Raw genomic sequence first — 20,271 nt, 5'->3', positions numbered from 1 at the left:
ACCCCGAATCCTGAAACCGTGATTTGTCAGACGCACCGCGGCTACTCGATTCACGACTGCTTCGCAGCCGAACGGGGATAAATCCCCTCACCACAAGGTCCGCTCCTACAGGAATACGGGTGGACTTGAAATCTACAGGGCCTGAAGCATGCCGCAACCGTTCATATTCCGCACCGTCGATCTGGATGGCCAGACCCTCCGCACGGCGGTGCGTCCCGGCAAGCCTCATTTGACGCCTCTGCTGATTTTCAACGGCATCGGCGCCAACCTGGAGCTGGTGTTTCCGTTTGTCGCAGCGCTCGACCCGGATCTGGAAGTGATCGCCTTCGACGTGCCCGGGGTCGGCGGGTCGTCGACGCCGAACCGACCGTATCGCTTCCCCGGCCTGGCCAAACTGACGGCGCGGATGCTCGACTATCTCGACTACGGTAAGGTCAATGTGATCGGCGTGTCGTGGGGCGGAGCTCTGGCGCAGCAGTTTGCCTACGACTATCCCGAGCGCTGCAAGAAACTGGTACTGGCGGCCACCGCCGCCGGTGCGGTGATGGTCCCCGGCAAACCGAAAGTACTGTGGATGATGGCCAGCCCGCGCCGCTACATCCAGCCATCCCATGTGATTCGCATCGCGCCGATGATCTACGGCGGCTCGTTCCGTCGCGACCCGACGCTGGCTGCCAGCCATGCGGCAAAAGTGCGCTCGGCGGGCAAGCTCGGTTACTACTGGCAGCTGTTCGCCGGCCTCGGCTGGACCAGCATCCACTGGCTGCACAAGATCCATCAGCCGACGCTGGTGCTGGCCGGCGATGACGACCCACTGATTCCGCTGATCAACATGCGCATGCTCGCCTGGCGCATTCCCAATGCGCAGTTGCACATCATCGATGACGGCCATCTGTTCCTGATCACTCGCGCCGAAGCGGTGGCGCCGATCATCATGAAGTTTCTCGAAGAGGAGCGTCTGCGCGCAGTCATGCACCCGCATCCGACCCCGCTCGGCGGCTGATCGCGGCGGCCTGCTTTATGCAGCACTTTTCAAATCAAGCGCGCGGCAGGACGCCGCGCAGGCAGCAACCGGTAACAGCGTCTATGGTGTTCTGGTTCGGTGAGTGTGTTTTTGCCCTGAAGACGAAGGAGTGTTGAGTCATGCGCGAAAAACCAGCGACGGGCGTGGTGCCCAGCCCCGCCGTGTTTATCAACGCCCAAAGTGCGATCGCCGGTCTGCGTGGCAGGGATCTGCTGTCGACACTGCGCAGCGTCGCCGCCCACGGCTTGCGCAATCCGTTGCACAGCGCAAAGCATGCGCTGAAGCTTGGCGGGCAGTTGGGCCGCGTGCTGCTCGGCGAAACCCTGCACCCGACCAACCCGCAAGACAGCCGCTTCGCCGATCCGGCGTGGAGCCTCAACCCGTTCTACCGGCGCAGCCTGCAGGCGTATCTGGCTTGGCAAAAACAGGTCAAAAGCTGGATCGATGAAGGCGACATGAGCCCTGAAGATCGTGCCCGTGCGCACTTCGCTTTCACCCTGCTCAATGACGCCGTAGCGCCCTCCAACACGCTGCTCAATCCGCTGGCGGTCAAGGAGCTGTTCAATTCCGGCGGGCAGAGTCTGGTGCGTGGCCTGAGCCATCTGTTCGATGATCTGTTGCACAACGACGGCCTGCCACGGCAAGTGACCAAGCAGGCGTTCGAGGTCGGCAAAACCGTAGCGACCACCACTGGGGCTGTGGTGTTTCGCAATGAAATGTTCGAGTTGATCCAGTACAAATCGATGAGCGAAAAGCAGTACGCCAAGCCGCTGCTGGTGGTGCCGCCGCAAATCAACAAGTACTACATTTTCGATCTGAGCCCGCAGAACAGCTTCGTCCAGTACGCCCTGAAAAACAGCCTGCAGACCTTCATGATCAGTTGGCGCAATCCTGATGTGCGCCATCGCGAGTGGGGCTTGTCGAGTTACGTCGAAGCGGTCGAAGAAGCGATGAATATCTGCCGGGCGATTACCGGCGCCCGCGAAGTCAACCTGATGGGCGCCTGCGCCGGCGGCCTGACCATCGCCGCCCTGCAAGGGCATTTGCAGGCCAAACGGCAATTGCGCCGGGTCGCCAGCGCGACGTACCTGGTCAGCCTGCTCGACAGCCAGATCGAGACCCCGGCCACGCTGTTCGCCGACGAGCAAACACTGGAAGCGGCCAAACGTCGCTCGTATCAGCGAGGCGTGCTCGACGGTCGCGACATGGCCAAGGTCTTCGCCTGGATGCGCCCCAACGATTTGATCTGGAGCTATTTCGTCAACAACTACCTGCTGGGCAAGGAGCCGCCAGCCTTCGACATCCTCTACTGGAACAACGACAACACCCGGCTGCCGGCGGCGCTGCACGGCGATCTGCTGGACTTCTTCAAGCACAACCCGCTGATCCACGCTGGCGGTCTCGAGGTGTGCGGTACGCCGATCGATCTGCAGAAGGTCAATGTCGACAGCTTCAGCGTCGCCGGCATGAACGACCACATCACGCCATGGGACGCGGTGTATCGCTCGACCCTGCTGCTCGGTGGCGAGCGACGTTTCGTGCTGTCCAACAGCGGCCATGTGCAGAGCATCCTCAACCCGCCGAGCAACCCGAAAGCTGCCTACGTCGAGAACGCCAAACTGAGCAGCGACCCGCGTGCCTGGTACTACGATGCCAAACACGTCGACGGCAGCTGGTGGCCGCAGTGGCTGGAGTGGGTCGCGCAGCGCTCCGGCGCCCTTAACGAGACCCGCACAACACTGGGTAACCCGAACTATCCACCGATGGAAGCGGCACCCGGCACCTATGTGCATGTGCGCTGACGCTCAACCGAAATTTTCTAAGAAGACTGGATGAAAACCCGCGACCGGATTCTCGAATGTGCGCTGCAACTGTTCAACGAAAAGGGCGAGCCGAACGTGTCCACCATGGAGGTGGCCAACGAAATGGGGATCAGCCCCGGCAATCTCTACTACCACTTCCACGGTAAGGAACCGCTGATTCTCGGCCTGTTCGAACGCTTCCAGCACGAGCTCGCGCCCCTGCTCGACCCACCGCCGGACGTGGAGCTCGCGCCGGAGGATTACTGGTTGTTCCTGCATTTGATCGTCGAGCGACTGGCGCAGTACCGGTTCCTGTTCCAGGACCTGTCGAACCTCGCCGGCCGCTTGCCGAAACTGGCCAAGGGAATTCGCAATCTGCTCAATGCGCTGAAGCGGACGCTGGCGTCGTTGCTGGCGCGATTGAAGGCTTCAGGGCAACTGGTCAGCGACACCCAGGCGCTGGGGCAACTGGTCGAGCAGGTGACCATGACGCTGCTGTTCTCGCTGGATTACCAGCGGATTCTTGATCGTGAGGGCGAGGTTCGGTTGGTGGTCTATCAAATCATGATGCTGGTGGCGCCGCATTTGCTGCCGCCAGTGAAGGTGGCGACAGAGCGGATGGCGCTGCAATACCTTGAGGATCACGACTGACCCGAGCGCTGCGCCTACTCACAATCCAATGTGGGAGCGAGCCTGCTCACGAATGCAAACTTTCAGCTGATGCCTGTGCAACTGATCCACCGCTTTCGCGAGCAGGCTCGCTCCCACAGGGACTTGCAGTGATCGAGATAATCTCCACAAACAAAAACGCCCGACCTTCACAGGCCGGGCGTTTTTGATTTGCCCTGAAATCAGGACTGACTGGATGGCGTCGACGGTGTCGATGCCGCAGTCGGAGTAGCTGCTGCCGTGGGTGCCGCAGCGGAGTTTGCCGCGTTGGCCAGAGCTGTTGGCGCCGTCGATGGTGCGGCGGCCGGTTTCGGCGCAGCGGCTTTCGGCGCGGCCGGTTTTTTCACTGCAGGCTTTTTCGCCGCAGCCGGTTTGGCGGCAGGCTTCGCAGCGGGTTTGGCGGCAGCAGTTTTCGCTGCTGGCTTGGCCGCTGGTTTCGCTGCAGCTTTAGCCGCAGGTTTTGCTGCTGCTTTGGTTGCCGGTTTGGCAGCGGCTTTGGCGGCAACCGGTTTGGCTGCCGCTTTGGCCGCAGGCTTGGCGGATGCAGTTTTTGCCGCAGCTTTCGCAGCCGGTTTTGCTGCCGCTTTGGCCAGTGGCTTGGCTGCGGTTTTCGCCGCAGGTTTGGCCGCTGCAGTTTTACTGGCAGGTTTCGCCGCAGCGGTTTTCGCCGCCACAGGCTGAGCTTTCAGACCGGTGAGTTTTTCGATCTGCCTGGTCAGCGTGTCGACCTTGGCGTTGAGTGCCTTCACCTCATTGCGGCTCGGCACACCCAGGCGCGAAATCGCGCTGTTCAGGCGCTTGTCGAAAGCCCCTTCCAGCTCGTCCCACTTGCCCAGTGCGCGATCTTTCACGCCACTGATACGCGACTTGGCCGAGGAGGTCGAGTCCTCGACTTTCTTGCCGACGGCAGTCTTGGTGAGCTTCTCGGCTTTCTCGCCGTCTTTGACCAATGCATCGAAGAGTTTGCTGCCGTCAGTGTCGATCTTCGAGTACACGCCTAAACCAGCCAGCCAGATTTTGCGGGAGTAGGACTCGACCTTCCCGACCCACGAGCTGCTTTCTTTATCGGTGTTCTTTTTGCCAGCCATCCCGTTCTCCTTAAGATTTTCGCGCGACGCGTTCGAGCAATGCCGTCAGCTCATCGAGCTTAGCAGAGAGTGCCTCAACGTCATGTTTAGACGGAATGCCGATCCGATTCAAGGCGCTGGCCACACGGTTGTCGAAGGCCTTCTCGACCTTGTCGAGCTGAACTTCAACGCGACCCTTGAACGAGCTGACCTGAGTGGCCGCGTCATCGATCTCGGCGTTGGCCGCATGGAGTTTTTCGCTGACGGCTTTTTTGCCTTTCTTTTCAACAGTTTGACCGGCGGCGACGAGTTCTTGAAAGTACTCGCTGCCCTCCTGGCCGACCTTGGTGTAGGCGCCCAGGCCTGCCAGCCAGATCTTGCGGGCATAGGATTTGACGTCGCTCAGGGTAGAAGTCGGAGCGTCGATTTTTTTCTTCAAAATGACTTTGGCCATGGTGCACCTCACGCGCAGAAGGTTTGAGGAACTGCCGGACGAGTGTCGGGCTCAGGCACAAAATAGGGAGAAAAATTAGAAAGGGCACCCTAACCAGCGGGAGCATCACTAAACAAATGTGGGAGCGAGCCTGCTCGCGAAAGCGGTTTGTCAGTCACGGATAATCTGACTGAAAGACCGCTTTCGCGAGCAGGCTCGCTCCCACAGGGGACTGGATTTCAACCTGGAAATCAGGCCAGGGCTTTGTCGAGGGCTTTCTCGATCTCGGCTTTGATCATGCCGCTCATGGCCGACATCATCAGGCCCAGTTCGACGTCGACCCTGATCGAATCGTCCGCCACATGCACCTCGCCTTTCACGCCCGAGCGCTTGAGGTTCAGGGTGTCGCCTGACCATTGCGGCTCCAGGCCGTATTGTTCATTGAGCTTTGCGGCCAGTTTGTCGGCCTTTTCGCGGGCGGCGTCCTTGCCCAGGGTATGGGCGCGCTCAACACTGATTTTGGCCATGGAATGACTCCTGATGATTGAATGGCTGACGTTGAATCTTGACCGCATCTGCGGCAAATCGTCCCGAAGGTTGCCCATCTTACCTTTAGCCATTCCAAGACAAAGCATGGCTTGGGGATTAGAATGTCGCGCATTCTCTTTTGGTGACAGCGATATGACTGATCAGCGCAAAGGCAGCGATGCCGAACCCACCACTCACTTCGGCTTCAAAAACGTTCCGGAAAGCCAGAAAGCGGAAAAAGTCGCTGAGGTTTTCCATTCCGTAGCCGCTAAATACGACCTGATGAACGACCTTCTGTCGGGCGGCATGCACCGTCTGTGGAAGCGTTTCGCGATCGAGCTTTCCGGCGTGCGCAGCGGCAACCGCGTGCTCGACATCGCCGGTGGCACCGGCGACCTGACCCGCAAGTTCTCGAACCTTGTCGGCCCGACCGGCCAGGTCGTGCTGGCCGACATCAACGAGTCGATGCTCAAAGTCGGCCGTGATCGTCTGCTCGATCTGGGCGTTGCCGGCAACGTCGAATTCGTCCAGGCCGACGCGGAAAAACTGCCGTTCCCGGACAACCATTTCGACTGCGTGACCATCGCCTTCGGCCTGCGCAACGTAACGCACAAAGAAGACGCGTTGCGTTCGATGCTGCGCGTACTCAAGCCCGGCGGACGCCTGCTGGTGCTGGAGTTTTCCAAGCCGACCAACGCACTGATGTCGAAAGCCTACGACGCCTACTCGTTCGCCTTCATGCCGCTGATGGGCAAGCTGATCACCAACGATTCGGAAAGCTATCGCTACCTGGCCGAATCGATCCGCATGCACCCGAATCAGGAAACCCTGAAGTCGATGATGGTCGAGGCCGGTTTCGACCGCGTGACCTATCACAACATGACCGCAGGCATCGTCGCCCTGCACCGCGGCATCAAACCCTGATGTTGCTCACCGGGCTGCTCGCCAGCGTCGAACTCGGCCTCAACCGGGTGCTGCGTCTCGACAGCACGGCGCTGCCGCGCCTGGCGCATTTGACCGGCAAAGTGATTGCCGTCGACTGCCGCAACCCGGCGCTGCAACTGTTCATCCTGCCCAGCGACGAAGGCCTGATGCTCGCTGCGCAGTGGGCAGCGGACGTCGATTGCACGTTGCGTGCACCGGCCTCAAGCCTGGTGAAACTGGCCCTGAGCAAAGACAAGACCGCGGTGCTGCACGCACCCGAAGTCGAGCTCGATGGCGACAGCGGTGTGTTGCTGGAGCTGGCCGGCGTACTGCAGGATCTTGAGCTGGACTGGGAGTACGAACTCTCGCGCTGGCTCGGGCCGGTCGCCACGCAATTGCTCGGCGGCCATCTGCGCAGCCGCGCGCGCTGGTATCAACAAGGATTTGCCAGCCTCAACCAGAATCTTGCCGAATACCTCGCCGAAGAATCGCGCACCCTCGTCGGGCAACGCGAAGCGGAAGCGCGGTTCAGCGAACTGGACCGGATCAAACTTGATCTGGAACGACTCGAGGCGCGTTTCGAGCGCCTTTCCCGATCCCTCGACCCAAGCGATAACGCATGAAGCTGCTTGCCGTCCGCCGTCTGTTGCGCATCCAGCGCGTCGTGATCCGCTACCGCCTCGATGACCTGCTGTTCGATCTGCCACTGCCCTGGTTCCTTCTGGCCGTGCGCTTTTTGCTGCCGTGGCGCTGGCTGCCGCGCAAGCCGCTGGAACTCAATCGTGGTGCGCGCTTGCGTCTGGCGTTGCAGGATCTGGGGCCGATCTTCATCAAGTTCGGGCAGATTCTTTCGACCCGCCGCGACTTGCTGCCGGAAGACATCGCCGATGAGCTGATGCTGCTGCAGGACCGCGTGCCGCCGTTCGATTCGCAAGTGTCGATCAAGCTGATCGAAGAACAGCTGGGCAAGAAAATCAGCGAAGTGTTCAGCCGTTTCGACGTTGCCCCGCTGGCCTCGGCCTCGGTGGCGCAGGTGCATGCGGCGCAGCTCAAAAGCGGCGAAGAAGTCGTGGTCAAGGTCATTCGCCCGGGCCTGAAACCGATCATCGCGCAGGATCTGGCATGGCTGTTCATCCTCGCCCGCGCGGCGGAAAAATTCTCCGCTGACGCGCGCCTGCTGCACCCGGTCGACGTGGTGCAGGATTACGAAAAGACCATTTACGACGAACTCGATCTGTTGCGCGAGGCGGCCAACGCCAGCCAGTTGCGCCGCAACTTCGAAGGCTCGCAGTTGCTTTATGTACCGCAAGTCTATTGGGACTGGTGCCGGCCGAAAGTGCTGGTCATGGAGCGCATCTACGGCATTCAGGTCACCGACCTGGCGACCCTCGCTGACCAGCGCACCGACATGAAAATGCTCGCCGAGCGCGGCGTGGAGATCTTCTTCACTCAAGTGTTCCGCGACAGCTTCTTCCACGCCGACATGCACCCGGGCAACATCTTTGTCAGCACGGTCAATCCGTGGAGCCCGCAATACATAGCGATCGACTGCGGCATCGTCGGCAGCCTGACCCCGGAAGACCAGGATTATCTGGCGCGCAACCTGTTCGCGTTCTTCAAGCGTGACTACCGCCGTGTGGCGCAGTTGCACATCGATTCGGGCTGGGTGCCGGCGGAAACCAAACTCAACGAATTCGAAGCGGCGATTCGTACGGTGTGCGAACCGATCTTCGAAAAACCGTTAAAAGATATTTCATTTGGCCAGGTGCTGATGCGCCTGTTCCAGACCGCACGCCGCTTCAACATGGAAGTGCAGCCACAGCTGGTGCTGTTGCAGAAGACCTTGCTGAACATCGAAGGTCTCGGTCGTCAGCTGTATCCGGACCTGGATCTGTGGAACACCGCGCAGCCGTTTCTCGAGCGCTGGATGCGCGAACGCGTCAGCCCGAAAGCCTTGCTGGGCAACGTGCAGAGCCAGCTGGAACAGATTCCGCACCTGTCGAACATGGCCCGCGATCTGCTCGAACGCATGTCGCAACCCCACGCCAAAGACCCTCCGCCGCCGTGGCGCAAACGCAAGGACGATTGGTTCCTGCGCCTGCTCGGCTGCGCGCATCTGGCCGGCGGCGCGATCCTCGCTGCAGGTGGTCCGTTGACCGAGTGGGCGCACTGGCCCGCCGGAATCATGGTGGCGGTCGGTTTGTATCTGGTCGTTCGCCGATAGCACGAATCAGCTGCAAGTTATAAGCTGCCAGCTGCAAGCTTGACGACACCGGAACACCGCAACCTGCTTTTACTTGCAGCTTGAAGCTTGAAACTCGAAGCTGCTTTTCAGGAATTGAAGATGAAAAACTGGCTGGACGAGATCAAGTGGGATGCTGACGGCCTGGTGCCGGCGATTGCCCAGGATCACAAGACCGGGCGCGTATTGATGATGGCCTGGATGAACCGCGAAGCGCTCGAACTGACCGCTGCGGAGAATCGTGCAATCTACTGGTCACGTTCCCGTGGCAAGCTGTGGCGCAAGGGCGAAGAGTCCGGCCATGTGCAGACCCTGCATGAAATGCGCCTGGACTGTGACGCCGACGTGATCATCCTGATGGTTGAACAGATCGGCGACATCGCCTGCCACACCGGCCGTCAAAGCTGCTTTTACCGGGTCTTCGAAAACGGCGACTGGAAAACGGTCGACCCGGTACTGAAAGACCCGCACGCTATCTATTCCGCAGGACACACACATGAGTGACACCCTGACCCGCCTCGCTCAGGTACTTGAAGAGCGCAAAGGCGCAGCCGCCGACAGTTCGTATGTCGCCAGCCTGTATCACAAGGGGCTGAACAAGATTCTGGAGAAAGTCGGCGAAGAGTCGGTCGAAACCATTATTGCCGCCAAGGATGCCGCCATCAGCGGCGATTGCAGTGATGTGATCTACGAGACCGCCGACCTGTGGTTCCACAGCATGGTCATGCTCGCCCAACTGGGGCAGCATCCGCAGGCCGTGCTGGATGAACTGGACCGTCGCTTCGGCCTGTCCGGACACGTCGAGAAAGCCTCGCGTCCGTCCGCCTGAACAACTTTTAGAGAGGAATCGCCACATGGGCATTTTTGACTGGAAACACTGGGTCGTCATTCTGATTGTCGTGGTGCTGGTATTCGGTACCAAGAAACTGAAAAACCTCGGCACCGACGTTGGCGAATCAATCAAGGGCTTTCGCAAAGCCATGAACGATGACGAAAAACCGGCCGAGCCGAGCGTGACCCCGCCGGCCCAGCCAGTGCCACCGGTGCAGCCGCAAACCACCGCTCAGGCCAACCCGCCGCACACCATCGACGTGCAGGCGCAGAAAGTCGAAGAGCCGATCCGCAAAGACGTGTGAGCACTGACTAATGTTTGGTATCAGCTTCTCTGAACTGCTGCTCGTCGGCCTCGTCGCCCTGCTGGTGCTCGGCCCCGAGCGTCTGCCGGGCGCGGCGCGCACCGCCGGTCTGTGGGTCGGCCGCCTGAAGCGCAGCTTCAACGCGATCAAACAGGAAGTTGAACGTGAAATCGGTGCCGACGAGATCCGTCGGCAACTGCACAACGAACATATTCTGTCGCTGGAGCAAGAGGCGCGGAAGATCTTCAATCCGAACCAGCAGGAGCCGACGCCGGCGCAGCCGCCCGCTGAGCCGACGACGCCTGCGCCTGTTGTCGCGCCGACACAATCCGCTCCCGCAGAAACGTCGGTTGAACACGTAGCCTCGAATACCGCGCCGATCACACCTGCGCCTCACGACACCACTTTGCCGCCGCGAGCCCCATGAGCGATCTCCCCGAAAACGACCAGCACATGCCGCTGGTTTCGCACCTCACCGAGTTGCGCACCCGCCTGCTGCGTTGCGTGGCGGCGATCTTCATTATTTTTGCCGGGCTGTTCGCGTTTACCCAGCAGATCTACACCTTCGTCTCGACGCCGCTGCGCCAGTACCTGCCGGTCGGCGCGACGATGATCGCCACCGACGTGTCGTCGCCGTTCCTGACGCCGTTGAAGCTGACGATGATGGTTTCGCTATTCCTCGCGATTCCGGTGATCCTGCATCAGATCTGGGGCTTTATCGCACCGGGCCTGTACAAGCATGAAAAACGCGTTGCGGTACCGTTGCTGATCTCCAGCATCCTGCTGTTCTACATCGGCATGGCGTTCGCCTATTACTTCGTCTTTCCGTTGATCTTCAAATTCTTCGCCGCTGCCACCCCGGCCGGCGTGGAAATGATGACCGACATCGCCAGTTACCTCGATTTCGTCATGACGCTGTTCTTCGCCTTCGGCGTGGCGTTCGAGATTCCGGTGGCCGTAGTGCTGCTGGTGTGGATCGGTGTGGTCGACGTCAAATACCTGAAGAAGATCCGCCCGTACGTGATCATCGGCTGCTTCGTGGTCGGCATGATCCTGACCCCGCCGGACATCTTCTCGCAGACCCTGCTGGCTGTGCCGATGTGGATGCTGTTCGAGATCGGCATCCTCTTCGGCGCGCTGGTCAGCAAGCGCGAACGCCCGGAAACGCCGGCCGACGACCACAACGACCAGCCGCCAGCGACCCAGGCATGAACCTGCTGCTGCTCGAAGAGGCCGACTTCATTGCGGCCGACCGCGTGATCCTGCGCGACCGGCGCCTGACCCACATGCAGGAAGTGCATCGCTCGGAAGTCGGCGACAGCCTACGCGTCGGGCGCATCAACGGACTGATGGGTTCGGCTGAGTTGCTCCGTCTGGAAGCGGGCGAAGCAGAGTTGCGTGTCAGCCTTGATCAGCCTCCGCCGGCCAAGCTGCCGCTGACCCTGGTGCTGGCCCTGCCCCGGCCGAAAATGCTCCGCCGCGTGTTCCAGACCGTCGCGACCATGGGCGTGGCCAAGGTGATTCTGGTCAACAGCTATCGCGTCGAAAAAAGCTTCTGGCAGACGCCATTTCTGGAGCCGGAAGCGATTCGTGAGCAGTTGATCCTCGGGCTCGAACAGGCTCGCGATACCGTGCTGCCAGAGATCGTCATTGAAAAGCGCTTCAAGCCTTTCGTTGAAGATCGCTTGCCGGCGATCGCCGAGGGCACACTAGGCCTGGTCGGCCACCCCGGCAACTTCCCACCCTGCCCGCGCGCCCTGGACGAACCGGTGACCCTGGCCATCGGCCCCGAGGGTGGCTGGATTCCTTACGAAATCGATCTGCTGGCCAAATCCGGCCTACAACCGGTGCAATTGGGCGAGCGCATCCTGCGCGTCGAAACCGCCGTCACCGCCCTGCTCGCACGCCTGTTCTGACGCGACCGCGTCGGACAAAAGGCGTTACAGATTGCCATCACCCAGCCGATACAGCCCCTATAAGTCCAATTAAGTGGTCCGAAGGGAGTGGTCGCATGTACCGTTGGTTAGCCGAGAGTCTTGGAAACGTCAGCGTCAAACGCAAGCTGGGCATCGGTTTCGGCCTGGTGCTGTTGCTGACGCTGTTGATCACTTTCACCGGCTGGACCGGCATGAGCGGCATCATTAGCCGTGGCGACAAGCTCGGCTTCATTTCCAGCCTCAATGAGCTGACCAAAGACCTGCGCCTGGCGCGCATGGACTACGACATGCGTCGTGGTGAACAGGGTCCGGGCGCGGTCAATGAATTGCTCAGCAAACTCGAAAGCGGTTTGCAATCGGCACGCGGCATGATCGAGCAGCCGTCCGATGTGGCGATGGTCGATCAACAGCTTGCTGCGGTCGCCGAATACAAACGCGCTTTCGGCGAAATGACCCAGGCCACCGTGCACCGTGAAGATGCGCGGAGCAAGCTTGGCGCCAACGCTGACAATGCTGTGGCCAAGGTCGGCGAAGTCGAAAGTGCGCTGCTGCAAGGCGACAGCGTTGCGCAGTACAACGCTGTCATCGAGCTGAGCAAACTGTTGCAGCAGGCGCGCTATCAGGTGCGCGGTTACACCTACAGCGGCAAGGCCGATGCCGAGCAACCGGCGCTGACCGCCATCGACAACGCCCTGAAAAATCTCGAGAGCCTGCCGACCCGCGTGCCAGAGCAGCACATCGCCAACCTGCAGCAGGCCACCGACTCGCTCAAGGCTTACCGCGCCGCTGTCGCTCAGTTCCGTGATTCACAGGTCAAGAACGCCGCCGCACTGGCCAACATGTCGGCTCAGGGCGACATCCTGATCGCGGCCAGCAAGAAGCTCACCGAATCGCAAACCGTTGTGCGCGACACCGATGCCGCCCATGCCAAGAACATGCTGCTGATCGCCACTGCGCTGGCGCTGGCCTTCGGTCTGATTGCCGCTTGGGCGATCACTCGGCAAATCATCATTCCGCTGACCCAGACCCTGAAAGTCGCCGAGCGCGTGGCCGCCGGTGACCTGACCCACAACCTGGTGTCCCTGCGTCGCGACGAACTCGGGCAATTGCAGCGCTCGATGCAAAGCATGACCCAAGGCCTGCGCGAGTTGATCGGCGGTATCAGCGACGGCGTCACGCAGATCGCCAGCGCCGCTGAAGAACTTTCGGCGGTGACCGAGCAGACCAGCGCCGGGGTCAACAATCAGAAGGTCGAGACTGATCAGGTCGCCACCGCCATGAACGAGATGGCCGCCACCGTGCAGGAAGTCGCACGCAACGCTGAAGAAGCCTCAGAGGCCGCTGTCGCCGCTGACCAACAGGCCCGTGAAGGCGACAAGGTCGTCGGCGAAGCCATCGCGCAGATCGAGCGTCTGGCAATCGAGGTGGGTCACTCCACTGAAGCCATGGGCGAGCTCAAGCGTGAAAGCGACAAGATCGGCAGCGTCCTCGATGTGATCAAGTCGGTGGCCCAGCAAACCAACCTGCTGGCCCTCAACGCCGCCATCGAAGCGGCCCGCGCCGGTGAAGCCGGACGTGGTTTCGCCGTGGTTGCCGACGAAGTGCGCAGCCTCGCCCAGCGCACCCAGAAGTCCACGGAAGAGATCGAGGAGCTGATCGTCGGTCTGCAAAACGGTACCCAGCAAGTGGCGACGATCATGGACAACAGCCGCAGCCTCACCGACAGCAGTGTCGAACTGACCCGGCGTGCCGGTGGCTCACTGGAGAGCATCACCCGCACCGTCTCGGCGATCCAGGCGATGAACCAGCAGATCGCCGCAGCCGCCGAGCAACAGAGCGCCGTAGCCGAAGAGATCAATCGCAGCGTGCTGAACGTGCGCGATGTGTCGGATCAGACCTCGGCGGCGAGTGAAGAGACCGCTGCGTCCAGCGTTGAACTGGCGCGGTTGGGCACGCATCTGCAGATGCTGGTGGGCCGCTTTAAAGTCTGAGTTGATGCACAACCTCGGTTCGCCTGTAACCGAGGTGACGCCATTCGCGAGCAGGCTCGCTCCCACAGGGAAACGCATTCCAAGGTGGGAGCGAGCCTGCTCGCGAAGGCAGCGGCGCGGTCTGCGCGCCCTAGTTAACGAGCGCGCCAATTCGGCGACGAATGCTATGCACTGGTTTTTTTGTTTAAGGCTTGATCGGGATTTGTTCGCAGCTCAACAGCGGACATAAAAAAACCCCGCTGAATCAGCGGGGTTCTCTTATCAGGCCGGCTGAGCCTGCAGGCTCACCGGTCGCAGCGGCAGCAACGGCGCATGCGGATCGGCTTTCACCGAAGCGCGCCAAGCATCCAGCCACTCAGCGTGACCTTCGGCCCAGACCTGCTCGTGCAAACGTGCCAGTGCAACAGGGTCGCTGAGCAGTTGCAGGCGATCATGGTTGTTCAGCCCGGCCGGGCCGACCTTGATCGCGTGACGCACACGTTCCTGACGCAGCCACTCGATCGGCTCGGCCTGGCCGTGACGCGAGGTCGCCAGCGAGCACGCCAAGGCATTCTGCTGAGGATCGACCACGGCGCGGACGAAGCCGTCGTTGAGGGCGTGATAGCGGTTCTCGTGGGTGTACTGATCGGTTGCCAGCAAAGCCTGTGGCGGATTGTATTCCTCGGGGATGAGGAACAGGCTCTCGTCACGGGTTTTCAGACCGAGGCCGACACGGCTGGAGATCACCGATACCGGGATCGACAGCATCAGCGAACCGACGATCGGCACCAGCCACCAGAGGAAGCTCGGGTTCAGCCAGATCACCAGCAACGCCCACAAGAAGCCCAGCAACGTCTGCGGACCGTGGCGCTTGACCGCTTCGCTCCACGGCGTCGAATCGTCGTCACGCTGCGGCGAGTTCCAGGTCGCGGCCCAGCCGAGGAACGCGGCGAGAACGAAACGGGTGTGGAAAATCATCCGCACCGGCGCCAGCAGCATGGAGAACAGCATCTCCAGGAGCATCGACAGGGTCACCTTGAACTTGCCGCCGAACTCTTTCGCGCCCTTGGCCCAGATCAGGATGATGCTCAACAGCTTCGGCAGGAACAGCAGCACGATGGTCGTCGAGAACAGCGCGATGGCCTTGTCCGGGTGCCATTGCGGCCACAGCGGATAGAGCTGGCGCGGTTCGAGGAAGTACTGCGGCTCCATCAGCGTGTTCACCGCCAGCAGCGCGGTCGACAACACCAGGAAGAAGAACCACAACGGCGCCGACAGGTAGGACATCACACCGGTCAGGAACACCGCGCGGTGCACCGGGTGCATGCCTTTGACCAGGAACAGGCGGAAGTTCATCAGGTTGCCGTGGCACCAGCGGCGGTCACGCTTGAGCTCGTCGAGCAGGTTCGGCGGCAGCTCTTCGTAACTGCCCGGCAGGTCGTAGGCAATCCACACGCCCCAACCGGCACGGCGCATCAGCGCAGCTTCGACGAAGTCGTGGGAAAGGATCGCACCGGAGAACGCGCCCTTGCCCGGCAACGGCGCCAAAGCGCAGTGGTCGATGAACGGCTTCATTCGGATGATCGCGTTGTGACCCCAGTAGTGGGATTCACCCAACTGCCAGAAGTGCAGACCGGCGGTAAACAGCGGGCCGTACACGCGGGTGGCGAACTGCTGCATGCGCGCATACAAAGTGTCCATGCCCGACGCACGCGGCGCGGTCTGGATGATCCCGGCGTCCGGCGTGGCTTCCATCAAGCGCACCAGACTGGTCAGGCACTCACCGCTCATCACCGAGTCGGCGTCGAGCACGACCATGTACTTGTAGTCACCACCCCAACGACGGCAGAAGTCGTCGAGGTTGCCGCTCTTGCGCTTCACACGACGGCGGCGACGGCGATAGAAGATCTTGCCGAAGCCCTTGGCCTCGCGGCAGACATCCAGCCAGGCCTGTTGCTCGGCGACGCAGATATCGGTGTCGTTACTGTCACTGAGGACGAAGAAGTCGAAGCGATCCAGATCACCGGTGGCCGCTACCGATTCGAACGTCGCGCGTAGACCGGCGAATACACGCGGCACGTCTTCGTTGCAGATCGGCATTACCAGCGCAGTACGCGCATCTTTCGGAATCGGCTCGTTACCGGCGCTTTTCCCGGAGATACGGTATTTATCGTGGCCGGTGAGCAACTCGAGGAAGCCCATCAGCGCGGTCCAGAAACCGGCCGAGACCCAGCAGAACAGAATCCCGAACAGAATCAGAATGCTGGTTTGCAGCGCATACGGCAGCACTTGCGTGGCGGTTTGCAGCAGCGGCTGATGCAGGACTTCTTCCAGATCGACGAACGACCAGCCCTGGTACGGCATGATGCCTTTCATATACCAGCCGGCAACGATGGTCTGGCCGAGCATCAGCAGCAACAGGATGTAGCGGCGGATCGAACCGACGGTGCGCCAGCGCGCGGCCGGCAGGACATTGGCGTCCTTCGGCGGCTGCGGCGGGTTGGTGCGCCCGGTCAGACGGCGCCAGCCACGCACCAGAATATTGGTGCGCCATGGCTCCGGCACGACCTTGGTGCGGCGGATCGGTGGAGTGGCCTTGAGGCTGACCCGACCACTGGCATCGAGCACCAGCATCTCCGCTTCAGCCAGTTCTTCGGCAGTGCTCAGGGTCAGACGCTTGCCCACCGAAGCCTGGGCGGCTTCGGCAGGGGCGTCGAATGTCGAGGACGACAGGCGTTCATGCAGCTCGCTGAACGACTGGCAACCCGCGAGTTCCGCGCGTTGCTCGTCGGTCATCGGCAGATGCGCCAGATACTCGGACAGAGTCTCTGGCTGTACTGGTGAATTACTCATCGGCAGGCAACTGATAGCTCCAGGTCTCGGTCAGGACTTCTTCAGTCGGCGCCGATTCCGGTGTGGCTGGGGCCGCGTCGGCAGCGACTGGCTGCTTGGCGTCTTTGTTGGCCTTGTCCTTGGCGTCGGCTGCAGGCTTGGCTTCAGCCTGTTTGGCTTCGGCGGCCTTGGCTTCCTTGTCGAGTTTTTCCTGTTGTTTGGCAGCAACCTTGTCAGCCTTGGCGACCGACGAGTTGGAGGCCGGGACCGATTTGCCCAGATCCGCGGTGACCACCGGCTGAACCAGAGCAGCGCGCATCTCGGTCGCTTTGCTCGGATCCTTGATCTTCATCCGCAGGGTCAAACGCCAGCCCTTGGTTTCCGGGTTGTAGCGCACGCTGTTCTCGACCAGTTCGGCGTTGTCACCGACGCTGACCTGACTGCGCACGTCGGCATCCGGCGTCAGTGCCGCCAACGACGGGCCTTCGAAGTCGACCAGATAGGCCACGCTGCCATCGGGCTGACGGATCAGGTTCGATTGCTTGACGTCACCGGTCGAACGCAGGGTCTGCGCCACCCAGGCGCTGTCCGGCGCATGGAGTGCTGCTTCGTCCATGGTCCAGTGCATGCGGTAGGCGAAGTCCAGCGGCTGACCTGGCTCCGGCATTTTTTCCGGGCTCCAGAACGCAACGATGTTGTCGTTGGTTTCGTCAGCGGTCGGAATCTCTACCAGATCGACAGTGCCCTTGCCCCACTCGCCCTTCGGCTCGATCCAGGCACTTGGGCGCTTGTCGTAGCGGTCGTCGAGGTCTTCGTAGTGGCTGAAGTCGCGGCCACGCTGCAGCAGACCGAAACCACGCGGGTTCTCGACGCTGAAGTTGCTCACGGCCAGATGTTTCGGGTTGTTCAGTGGGCGCCAGATCCACTCGCCGTTGCCGGCATGAATCGACAGACCGCTGGAGTCGTGCAGTTCACGACGGTAGTTGAGGACTTTCGACGGCTGGTTGGCGCCGAAAAGGAACATGCTGGTCAGCGGCGCGATGCCCAGTTTGCCGACCTTGTCACGCAGGAACATCTGCGCCTTGACGTCGACGATGGTGTCGCTGCCTGGACGCAGGATCAGACGGTAGGCACCAGTGGCACGCGGCGAATCGAGCAGAGCGAAGATCACCAGGTGCTTGTCGCCCGGCTTGGGCTGCTGAATCCAGAACTCGCGGAAACGCGGGAACTCTTCACCCGACGGCAGCGCGGTATCGATCGCCAGACCACGGGCCGACAGACCATAGGTGTGGCCCTTGCCGACGACGCGGAAGTAACTCGCGCCGAGCATGGTCATGATCTCGTCTTGCTTGTCGGCCTTGTTGATCGGGTACAGCACACGGAAACCGGCATAACCCAGTTGCTCGGTGGCTTTCGGATCGAATTTCAAATCGCCGAAATCGAAGCGGCTCGGATCGTATTTGATCTCCGAGACGGTATTGGTGGTGATTTCGTTGATTTTCACCGGTGTATCGAAGTGCATACCCTGGTGATAGAAGGAGAGCTTGAACGGCGTCTTCTGATCGGCCCACTCAGCCTTTTCGGTGAGGAAGCGGATCTTCTGATAGTCCGCGAACTTCATTTCGCGGAATTCGTTCGGCAGGTTGCTGCGCGGGGCTTCGAACTTCTGCCCGGCCAGCTCTTTGGCCTTGGCCGATACGTCGTCAAGATTGAACGCCCAAAGCTGACCGGCGCTGAGCAGGCACAGGAGCGCCGAACCCGCTACCAGAGCACTTCGCATGCGTTTGGCAGACATTTTTGCTGCATTACAGGGACTAACAATCACGAGCAACCCTCGCCGAAAACAGATCAATAAACCAACGGCCAGCTATCTTTATGCCAGGTTGGCGAGCATTGTTCCGACTCCGCCGGGGCAAAATGATTCCCCAATCGGATCCAGACAAGTCTCTACCTAAGTCAAAACGGATCAACGAATGTCGATCCCCGCAGCGCGCGATTATCTAGTAGCCCGGATGACAACGCATCAGGGGTAACAAAGTATTTATCGCGAAAACAGCCTAAAAACAGTCGAAATCACCGAAAAACATGTTTCAGGCACTGTCAGGTCTGTAACAGGAAGGTTACCGGGCCATCGTTGACCAGGTGCACCTGCATATCGGCGCCGAATCTACCTGATGCCACAGTGCCATGCACCTGTTTCGCCTGACTCAATAAATAGTCGAACAATTCTTCACCCAGCGCCGGCGGTGCGGCCTTGGAAAAGCTCGGACGCAGGCCGCTTTTGGTGTCGGCGGCGAGGGTGAACTGAGAGACCAGCAGCAACCCGCCACCCACATCCGCCAGGGACAGATTCATCTTGCCCTCGGCGTCACTGAATACCCGATAGTTAAGCAGCTTATGCAGAAGTTTGTCGGCGCTGGTACGCGTGTCGTCGGGTTCTACCGCCACCAGCACCAGCAAACCCTGATCGACCGCGCCGACTACCTCGCCGGCGACCTTTACCCGCGCGCCGCGTACGCGTTGCAACAGCGCCTTCATGCTTCTTCGAGCGGCAGGTCGAGCAGGCGCTGGGCCATTTTGCTCGCGGCGCGCACCAGCGCATCGGTGATGCCCGGCTCGGACGCGGCGTGGCCGGCGTCGCGGATCACCTGCAATTCGCTGTTCGGCCAGGCCTGGTGCAATTCCCAGGCATTGTCGAGCGGGCAGATCACGTCGTAACGACCGTGAATGATCACGCCGGGCAGATGAGCGATCTTGCCCATGTCGCGGATCAACTGGTTCGGCTCAAGGAAGGCGTTGTTGGTGAAGTAGTGGCATTCGATCCGCGCAATCGACAACGCGCGCTGCGGCTCGGAGAAACGATCGACCACCAGCGGATTCGGGCGCAGGGTCGCGGTGCGCCCTTCCCAAGTAGACCACGCCTTCGCCGCATGCATCTGGGCGATCTGATCGTTGCCGATCAGGCGTTTGTGGAAAGCGTTGAGCAGGTCGTCGCGCTCGTCCAGCGGGATCGGCGCGATATAGTCCTGCCAGTAATCCGGGAACAGACGGCTGGCGCCGGCCTGATAGAACCATTCGATTTCCTGCGGACGGCACAGGAAAATCCCGCGCAGAATCAGACCATGGACCCGCTCCGGGTGAGTTTGCGCGTAGGCCAACGCCAGGGTCGAACCCCAGGAGCCGCCGAACAACACCCATTTTTCGATGCCCAGGTGTTTGCGGATGCGCTCAAGGTCTTCGACCAGATCCCAGGTGGTGTTGTTTTCCAGGCTGGCGTGCGGGGTGGAGCGACCGCAGCCGCGCTGGTCGAAGGTGACAATGCGATACAGATTCGGATCGAAATAGCGTCGGCTCTGAGCGTCACAGCCGGCGCCGGGGCCACCGTGGATGAACACCACCGGCAAACCCTCCGGCGAGCCGCTTTCATCGACGTACAGCGTATGGGTGTCATCGACAGCCAGATCGTGCCGGGCGTGGGGTTTGATCTGCGGAAACAAAGTCTGCATTGCGCGCTCCGTAAGGGGTCGAGGTCATCCCTGGGGGGACTCGTATTATTCTGCCGTTGGGCATCATAAACCCGATTTGCGTCAATGAGCATGCTCCGGGGCCTGATCGTTCCCACGCTCTGCGTGGGAACGCCTCTTGGGACGCTCCGCGTCCAGTGACGCGGAGCGTCACGGGCTGCATTCCCACGCAGAGCGTGGGAA

20 protein-coding genes and 1 pseudogene are annotated in these 20,271 nt (G+C 60.9%); 14 read left to right on the top strand and 7 right to left on the bottom strand.

The window, feature by feature from the left end:
- The first annotated feature begins 148 nt into the window (after positions 1–148).
- From phaZ to BXA01_RS17970, 3 genes are all read left to right on the top strand, one after another.
- A complete protein-coding gene (phaZ, locus tag BXA01_RS17980; protein ID WP_076565220.1) occupies positions 149–1,003 on the top strand; it encodes a poly(3-hydroxyalkanoate) depolymerase in 855 nt (284 codons plus the stop codon).
- Positions 1,004–1,143: 140 nt separating this feature from the next.
- Positions 1,144–2,826 carry a class II poly(R)-hydroxyalkanoic acid synthase gene (gene phaC, locus BXA01_RS17975; protein WP_056787316.1) on the top strand — a complete coding sequence of 561 codons (1,683 nt, stop codon included), beginning with the start codon at positions 1,144–1,146 and terminating at the stop codon, positions 2,824–2,826.
- 30 nt (positions 2,827–2,856) lie between these two features.
- Positions 2,857–3,477, top strand: a complete 621-nt coding sequence (locus tag BXA01_RS17970) for a TetR/AcrR family transcriptional regulator (RefSeq protein ID WP_024011259.1) — start codon at positions 2,857–2,859, stop codon at positions 3,475–3,477.
- Positions 3,478–3,677: 200 nt separating this feature from the next.
- On the opposite strand, the gene BXA01_RS17965 is transcribed toward BXA01_RS17970, so the two are convergent.
- The 3 genes from BXA01_RS17965 to BXA01_RS17955 form a co-directional block, all read right to left on the bottom strand.
- On the bottom strand, positions 3,678–4,583 hold the full coding sequence (locus tag BXA01_RS17965) for a phasin family protein (RefSeq protein WP_076565218.1): 906 nt from the start codon (positions 4,581–4,583) through the stop codon (positions 3,678–3,680).
- Between the two features lie 10 nt (positions 4,584–4,593).
- Positions 4,594–5,016 carry a phasin family protein gene (locus tag BXA01_RS17960; protein WP_076565216.1) on the bottom strand — a complete coding sequence of 141 codons (423 nt, stop codon included), beginning with the start codon at positions 5,014–5,016 and terminating at the stop codon, positions 4,594–4,596.
- Positions 5,017–5,246: 230 nt separating this feature from the next.
- The gene (locus BXA01_RS17955; protein ID WP_076565213.1) at positions 5,247–5,522 is read right to left on the bottom strand and encodes a polyhydroxyalkanoic acid system family protein; all 276 of its coding nucleotides are present in this window, start codon (positions 5,520–5,522) and stop codon (positions 5,247–5,249) included.
- A 154-nt stretch (positions 5,523–5,676) separates the two neighbouring features.
- Between BXA01_RS17955 and ubiE the strand changes: the two genes are divergently transcribed.
- The 11 genes and pseudogenes from ubiE to BXA01_RS27725 all read left to right on the top strand — a co-directional run bounded on the left by ubiE (position 5,677) and on the right by BXA01_RS27725 (position 13,753).
- The gene (gene ubiE / locus BXA01_RS17950) at positions 5,677–6,447 is read left to right on the top strand and encodes a bifunctional demethylmenaquinone methyltransferase/2-methoxy-6-polyprenyl-1,4-benzoquinol methylase UbiE (protein WP_016772069.1); all 771 of its coding nucleotides are present in this window, start codon (positions 5,677–5,679) and stop codon (positions 6,445–6,447) included.
- The gene (locus BXA01_RS17945; RefSeq protein ID WP_076565210.1) at positions 6,447–7,070 is read left to right on the top strand and encodes a ubiquinone biosynthesis accessory factor UbiJ; all 624 of its coding nucleotides are present in this window, start codon (positions 6,447–6,449) and stop codon (positions 7,068–7,070) included. The genes ubiE and BXA01_RS17945 overlap by 1 nt, the downstream gene beginning before the upstream one ends.
- The gene (gene ubiB, locus BXA01_RS17940; RefSeq protein WP_073471592.1) at positions 7,067–8,671 is read left to right on the top strand and encodes a ubiquinone biosynthesis regulatory protein kinase UbiB; all 1,605 of its coding nucleotides are present in this window, start codon (positions 7,067–7,069) and stop codon (positions 8,669–8,671) included. Before BXA01_RS17945 ends, ubiB begins: the two co-directional genes overlap by 4 nt.
- A gap of 120 nt (positions 8,672–8,791) precedes the next feature.
- On the top strand, positions 8,792–9,193 hold the full coding sequence (gene hisI, locus BXA01_RS17935; protein ID WP_007899278.1) for a phosphoribosyl-AMP cyclohydrolase: 402 nt from the start codon (positions 8,792–8,794) through the stop codon (positions 9,191–9,193).
- Complete coding sequence (locus tag BXA01_RS17930) at positions 9,186–9,518, top strand: phosphoribosyl-ATP diphosphatase (protein ID WP_003220849.1); 333 nt, start codon at positions 9,186–9,188, stop codon at positions 9,516–9,518. The genes hisI and BXA01_RS17930 overlap by 8 nt, the downstream gene beginning before the upstream one ends.
- 25 nt (positions 9,519–9,543) lie before the next feature.
- Entirely contained in the window at positions 9,544–9,825 is a 282-nt protein-coding gene (locus BXA01_RS17925; protein ID WP_016772073.1) for a twin-arginine translocase TatA/TatE family subunit, read from the top strand.
- A gap of 10 nt (positions 9,826–9,835) precedes the next feature.
- The gene (gene tatB / locus BXA01_RS17920) at positions 9,836–10,252 is read left to right on the top strand and encodes a Sec-independent protein translocase protein TatB (protein WP_076565208.1); all 417 of its coding nucleotides are present in this window, start codon (positions 9,836–9,838) and stop codon (positions 10,250–10,252) included.
- Positions 10,249–11,037, top strand: a complete 789-nt coding sequence (gene tatC, locus BXA01_RS17915; protein WP_076565206.1) for a twin-arginine translocase subunit TatC — start codon at positions 10,249–10,251, stop codon at positions 11,035–11,037. Before tatB ends, tatC begins: the two co-directional genes overlap by 4 nt.
- A complete protein-coding gene (locus tag BXA01_RS17910) occupies positions 11,034–11,741 on the top strand; it encodes a 16S rRNA (uracil(1498)-N(3))-methyltransferase (RefSeq protein ID WP_076565204.1) in 708 nt (235 codons plus the stop codon). Before tatC ends, BXA01_RS17910 begins: the two co-directional genes overlap by 4 nt.
- Positions 11,742–11,836: 95 nt before the next feature.
- Positions 11,837–12,850: pseudogene (locus tag BXA01_RS27730) on the top strand (methyl-accepting chemotaxis protein); the annotation flags it as partial.
- 30 nt (positions 12,851–12,880) lie between these two features.
- Complete coding sequence (locus tag BXA01_RS27725) at positions 12,881–13,753, top strand: methyl-accepting chemotaxis protein (protein WP_370695128.1); 873 nt, start codon at positions 12,881–12,883, stop codon at positions 13,751–13,753.
- Between the two features lie 261 nt (positions 13,754–14,014).
- On the opposite strand, the gene mdoH is transcribed toward BXA01_RS27725, so the two are convergent.
- From mdoH to pip, 4 genes are all read right to left on the bottom strand, one after another.
- Positions 14,015–16,585 (bottom strand): glucans biosynthesis glucosyltransferase MdoH, encoded by a 2,571-nt coding sequence (mdoH, locus tag BXA01_RS17900; RefSeq protein ID WP_073471586.1) that lies wholly within the window; start codon positions 16,583–16,585, stop codon positions 14,015–14,017.
- Entirely contained in the window at positions 16,578–18,359 is a 1,782-nt protein-coding gene (locus BXA01_RS17895; RefSeq protein WP_162098724.1) for a glucan biosynthesis protein G, read from the bottom strand. Before BXA01_RS17895 ends, mdoH begins: the two co-directional genes overlap by 8 nt.
- 305 nt (positions 18,360–18,664) lie before the next feature.
- Positions 18,665–19,102, bottom strand: coding sequence for a D-aminoacyl-tRNA deacylase (dtd, locus tag BXA01_RS17890; protein WP_076565201.1), 438 nt, complete (start codon positions 19,100–19,102; stop codon positions 18,665–18,667).
- Positions 19,099–20,070 carry a prolyl aminopeptidase gene (pip, locus tag BXA01_RS17885; RefSeq protein WP_024011249.1) on the bottom strand — a complete coding sequence of 324 codons (972 nt, stop codon included), beginning with the start codon at positions 20,068–20,070 and terminating at the stop codon, positions 19,099–19,101. Before pip ends, dtd begins: the two co-directional genes overlap by 4 nt.
- Positions 20,071–20,271: the final 201 nt, after the last annotated feature.

Origin of the sequence: Pseudomonas sp. B10, from assembly GCF_900156235.1 — a bacterium.
Classification (GTDB): Bacteria; Pseudomonadota; Gammaproteobacteria; order Pseudomonadales; family Pseudomonadaceae; genus Aquipseudomonas; species Aquipseudomonas siliginis.
Note: the sequence above shows the minus strand (reverse complement) of the source record. Positions and strands in the feature narration are given on the sequence as shown.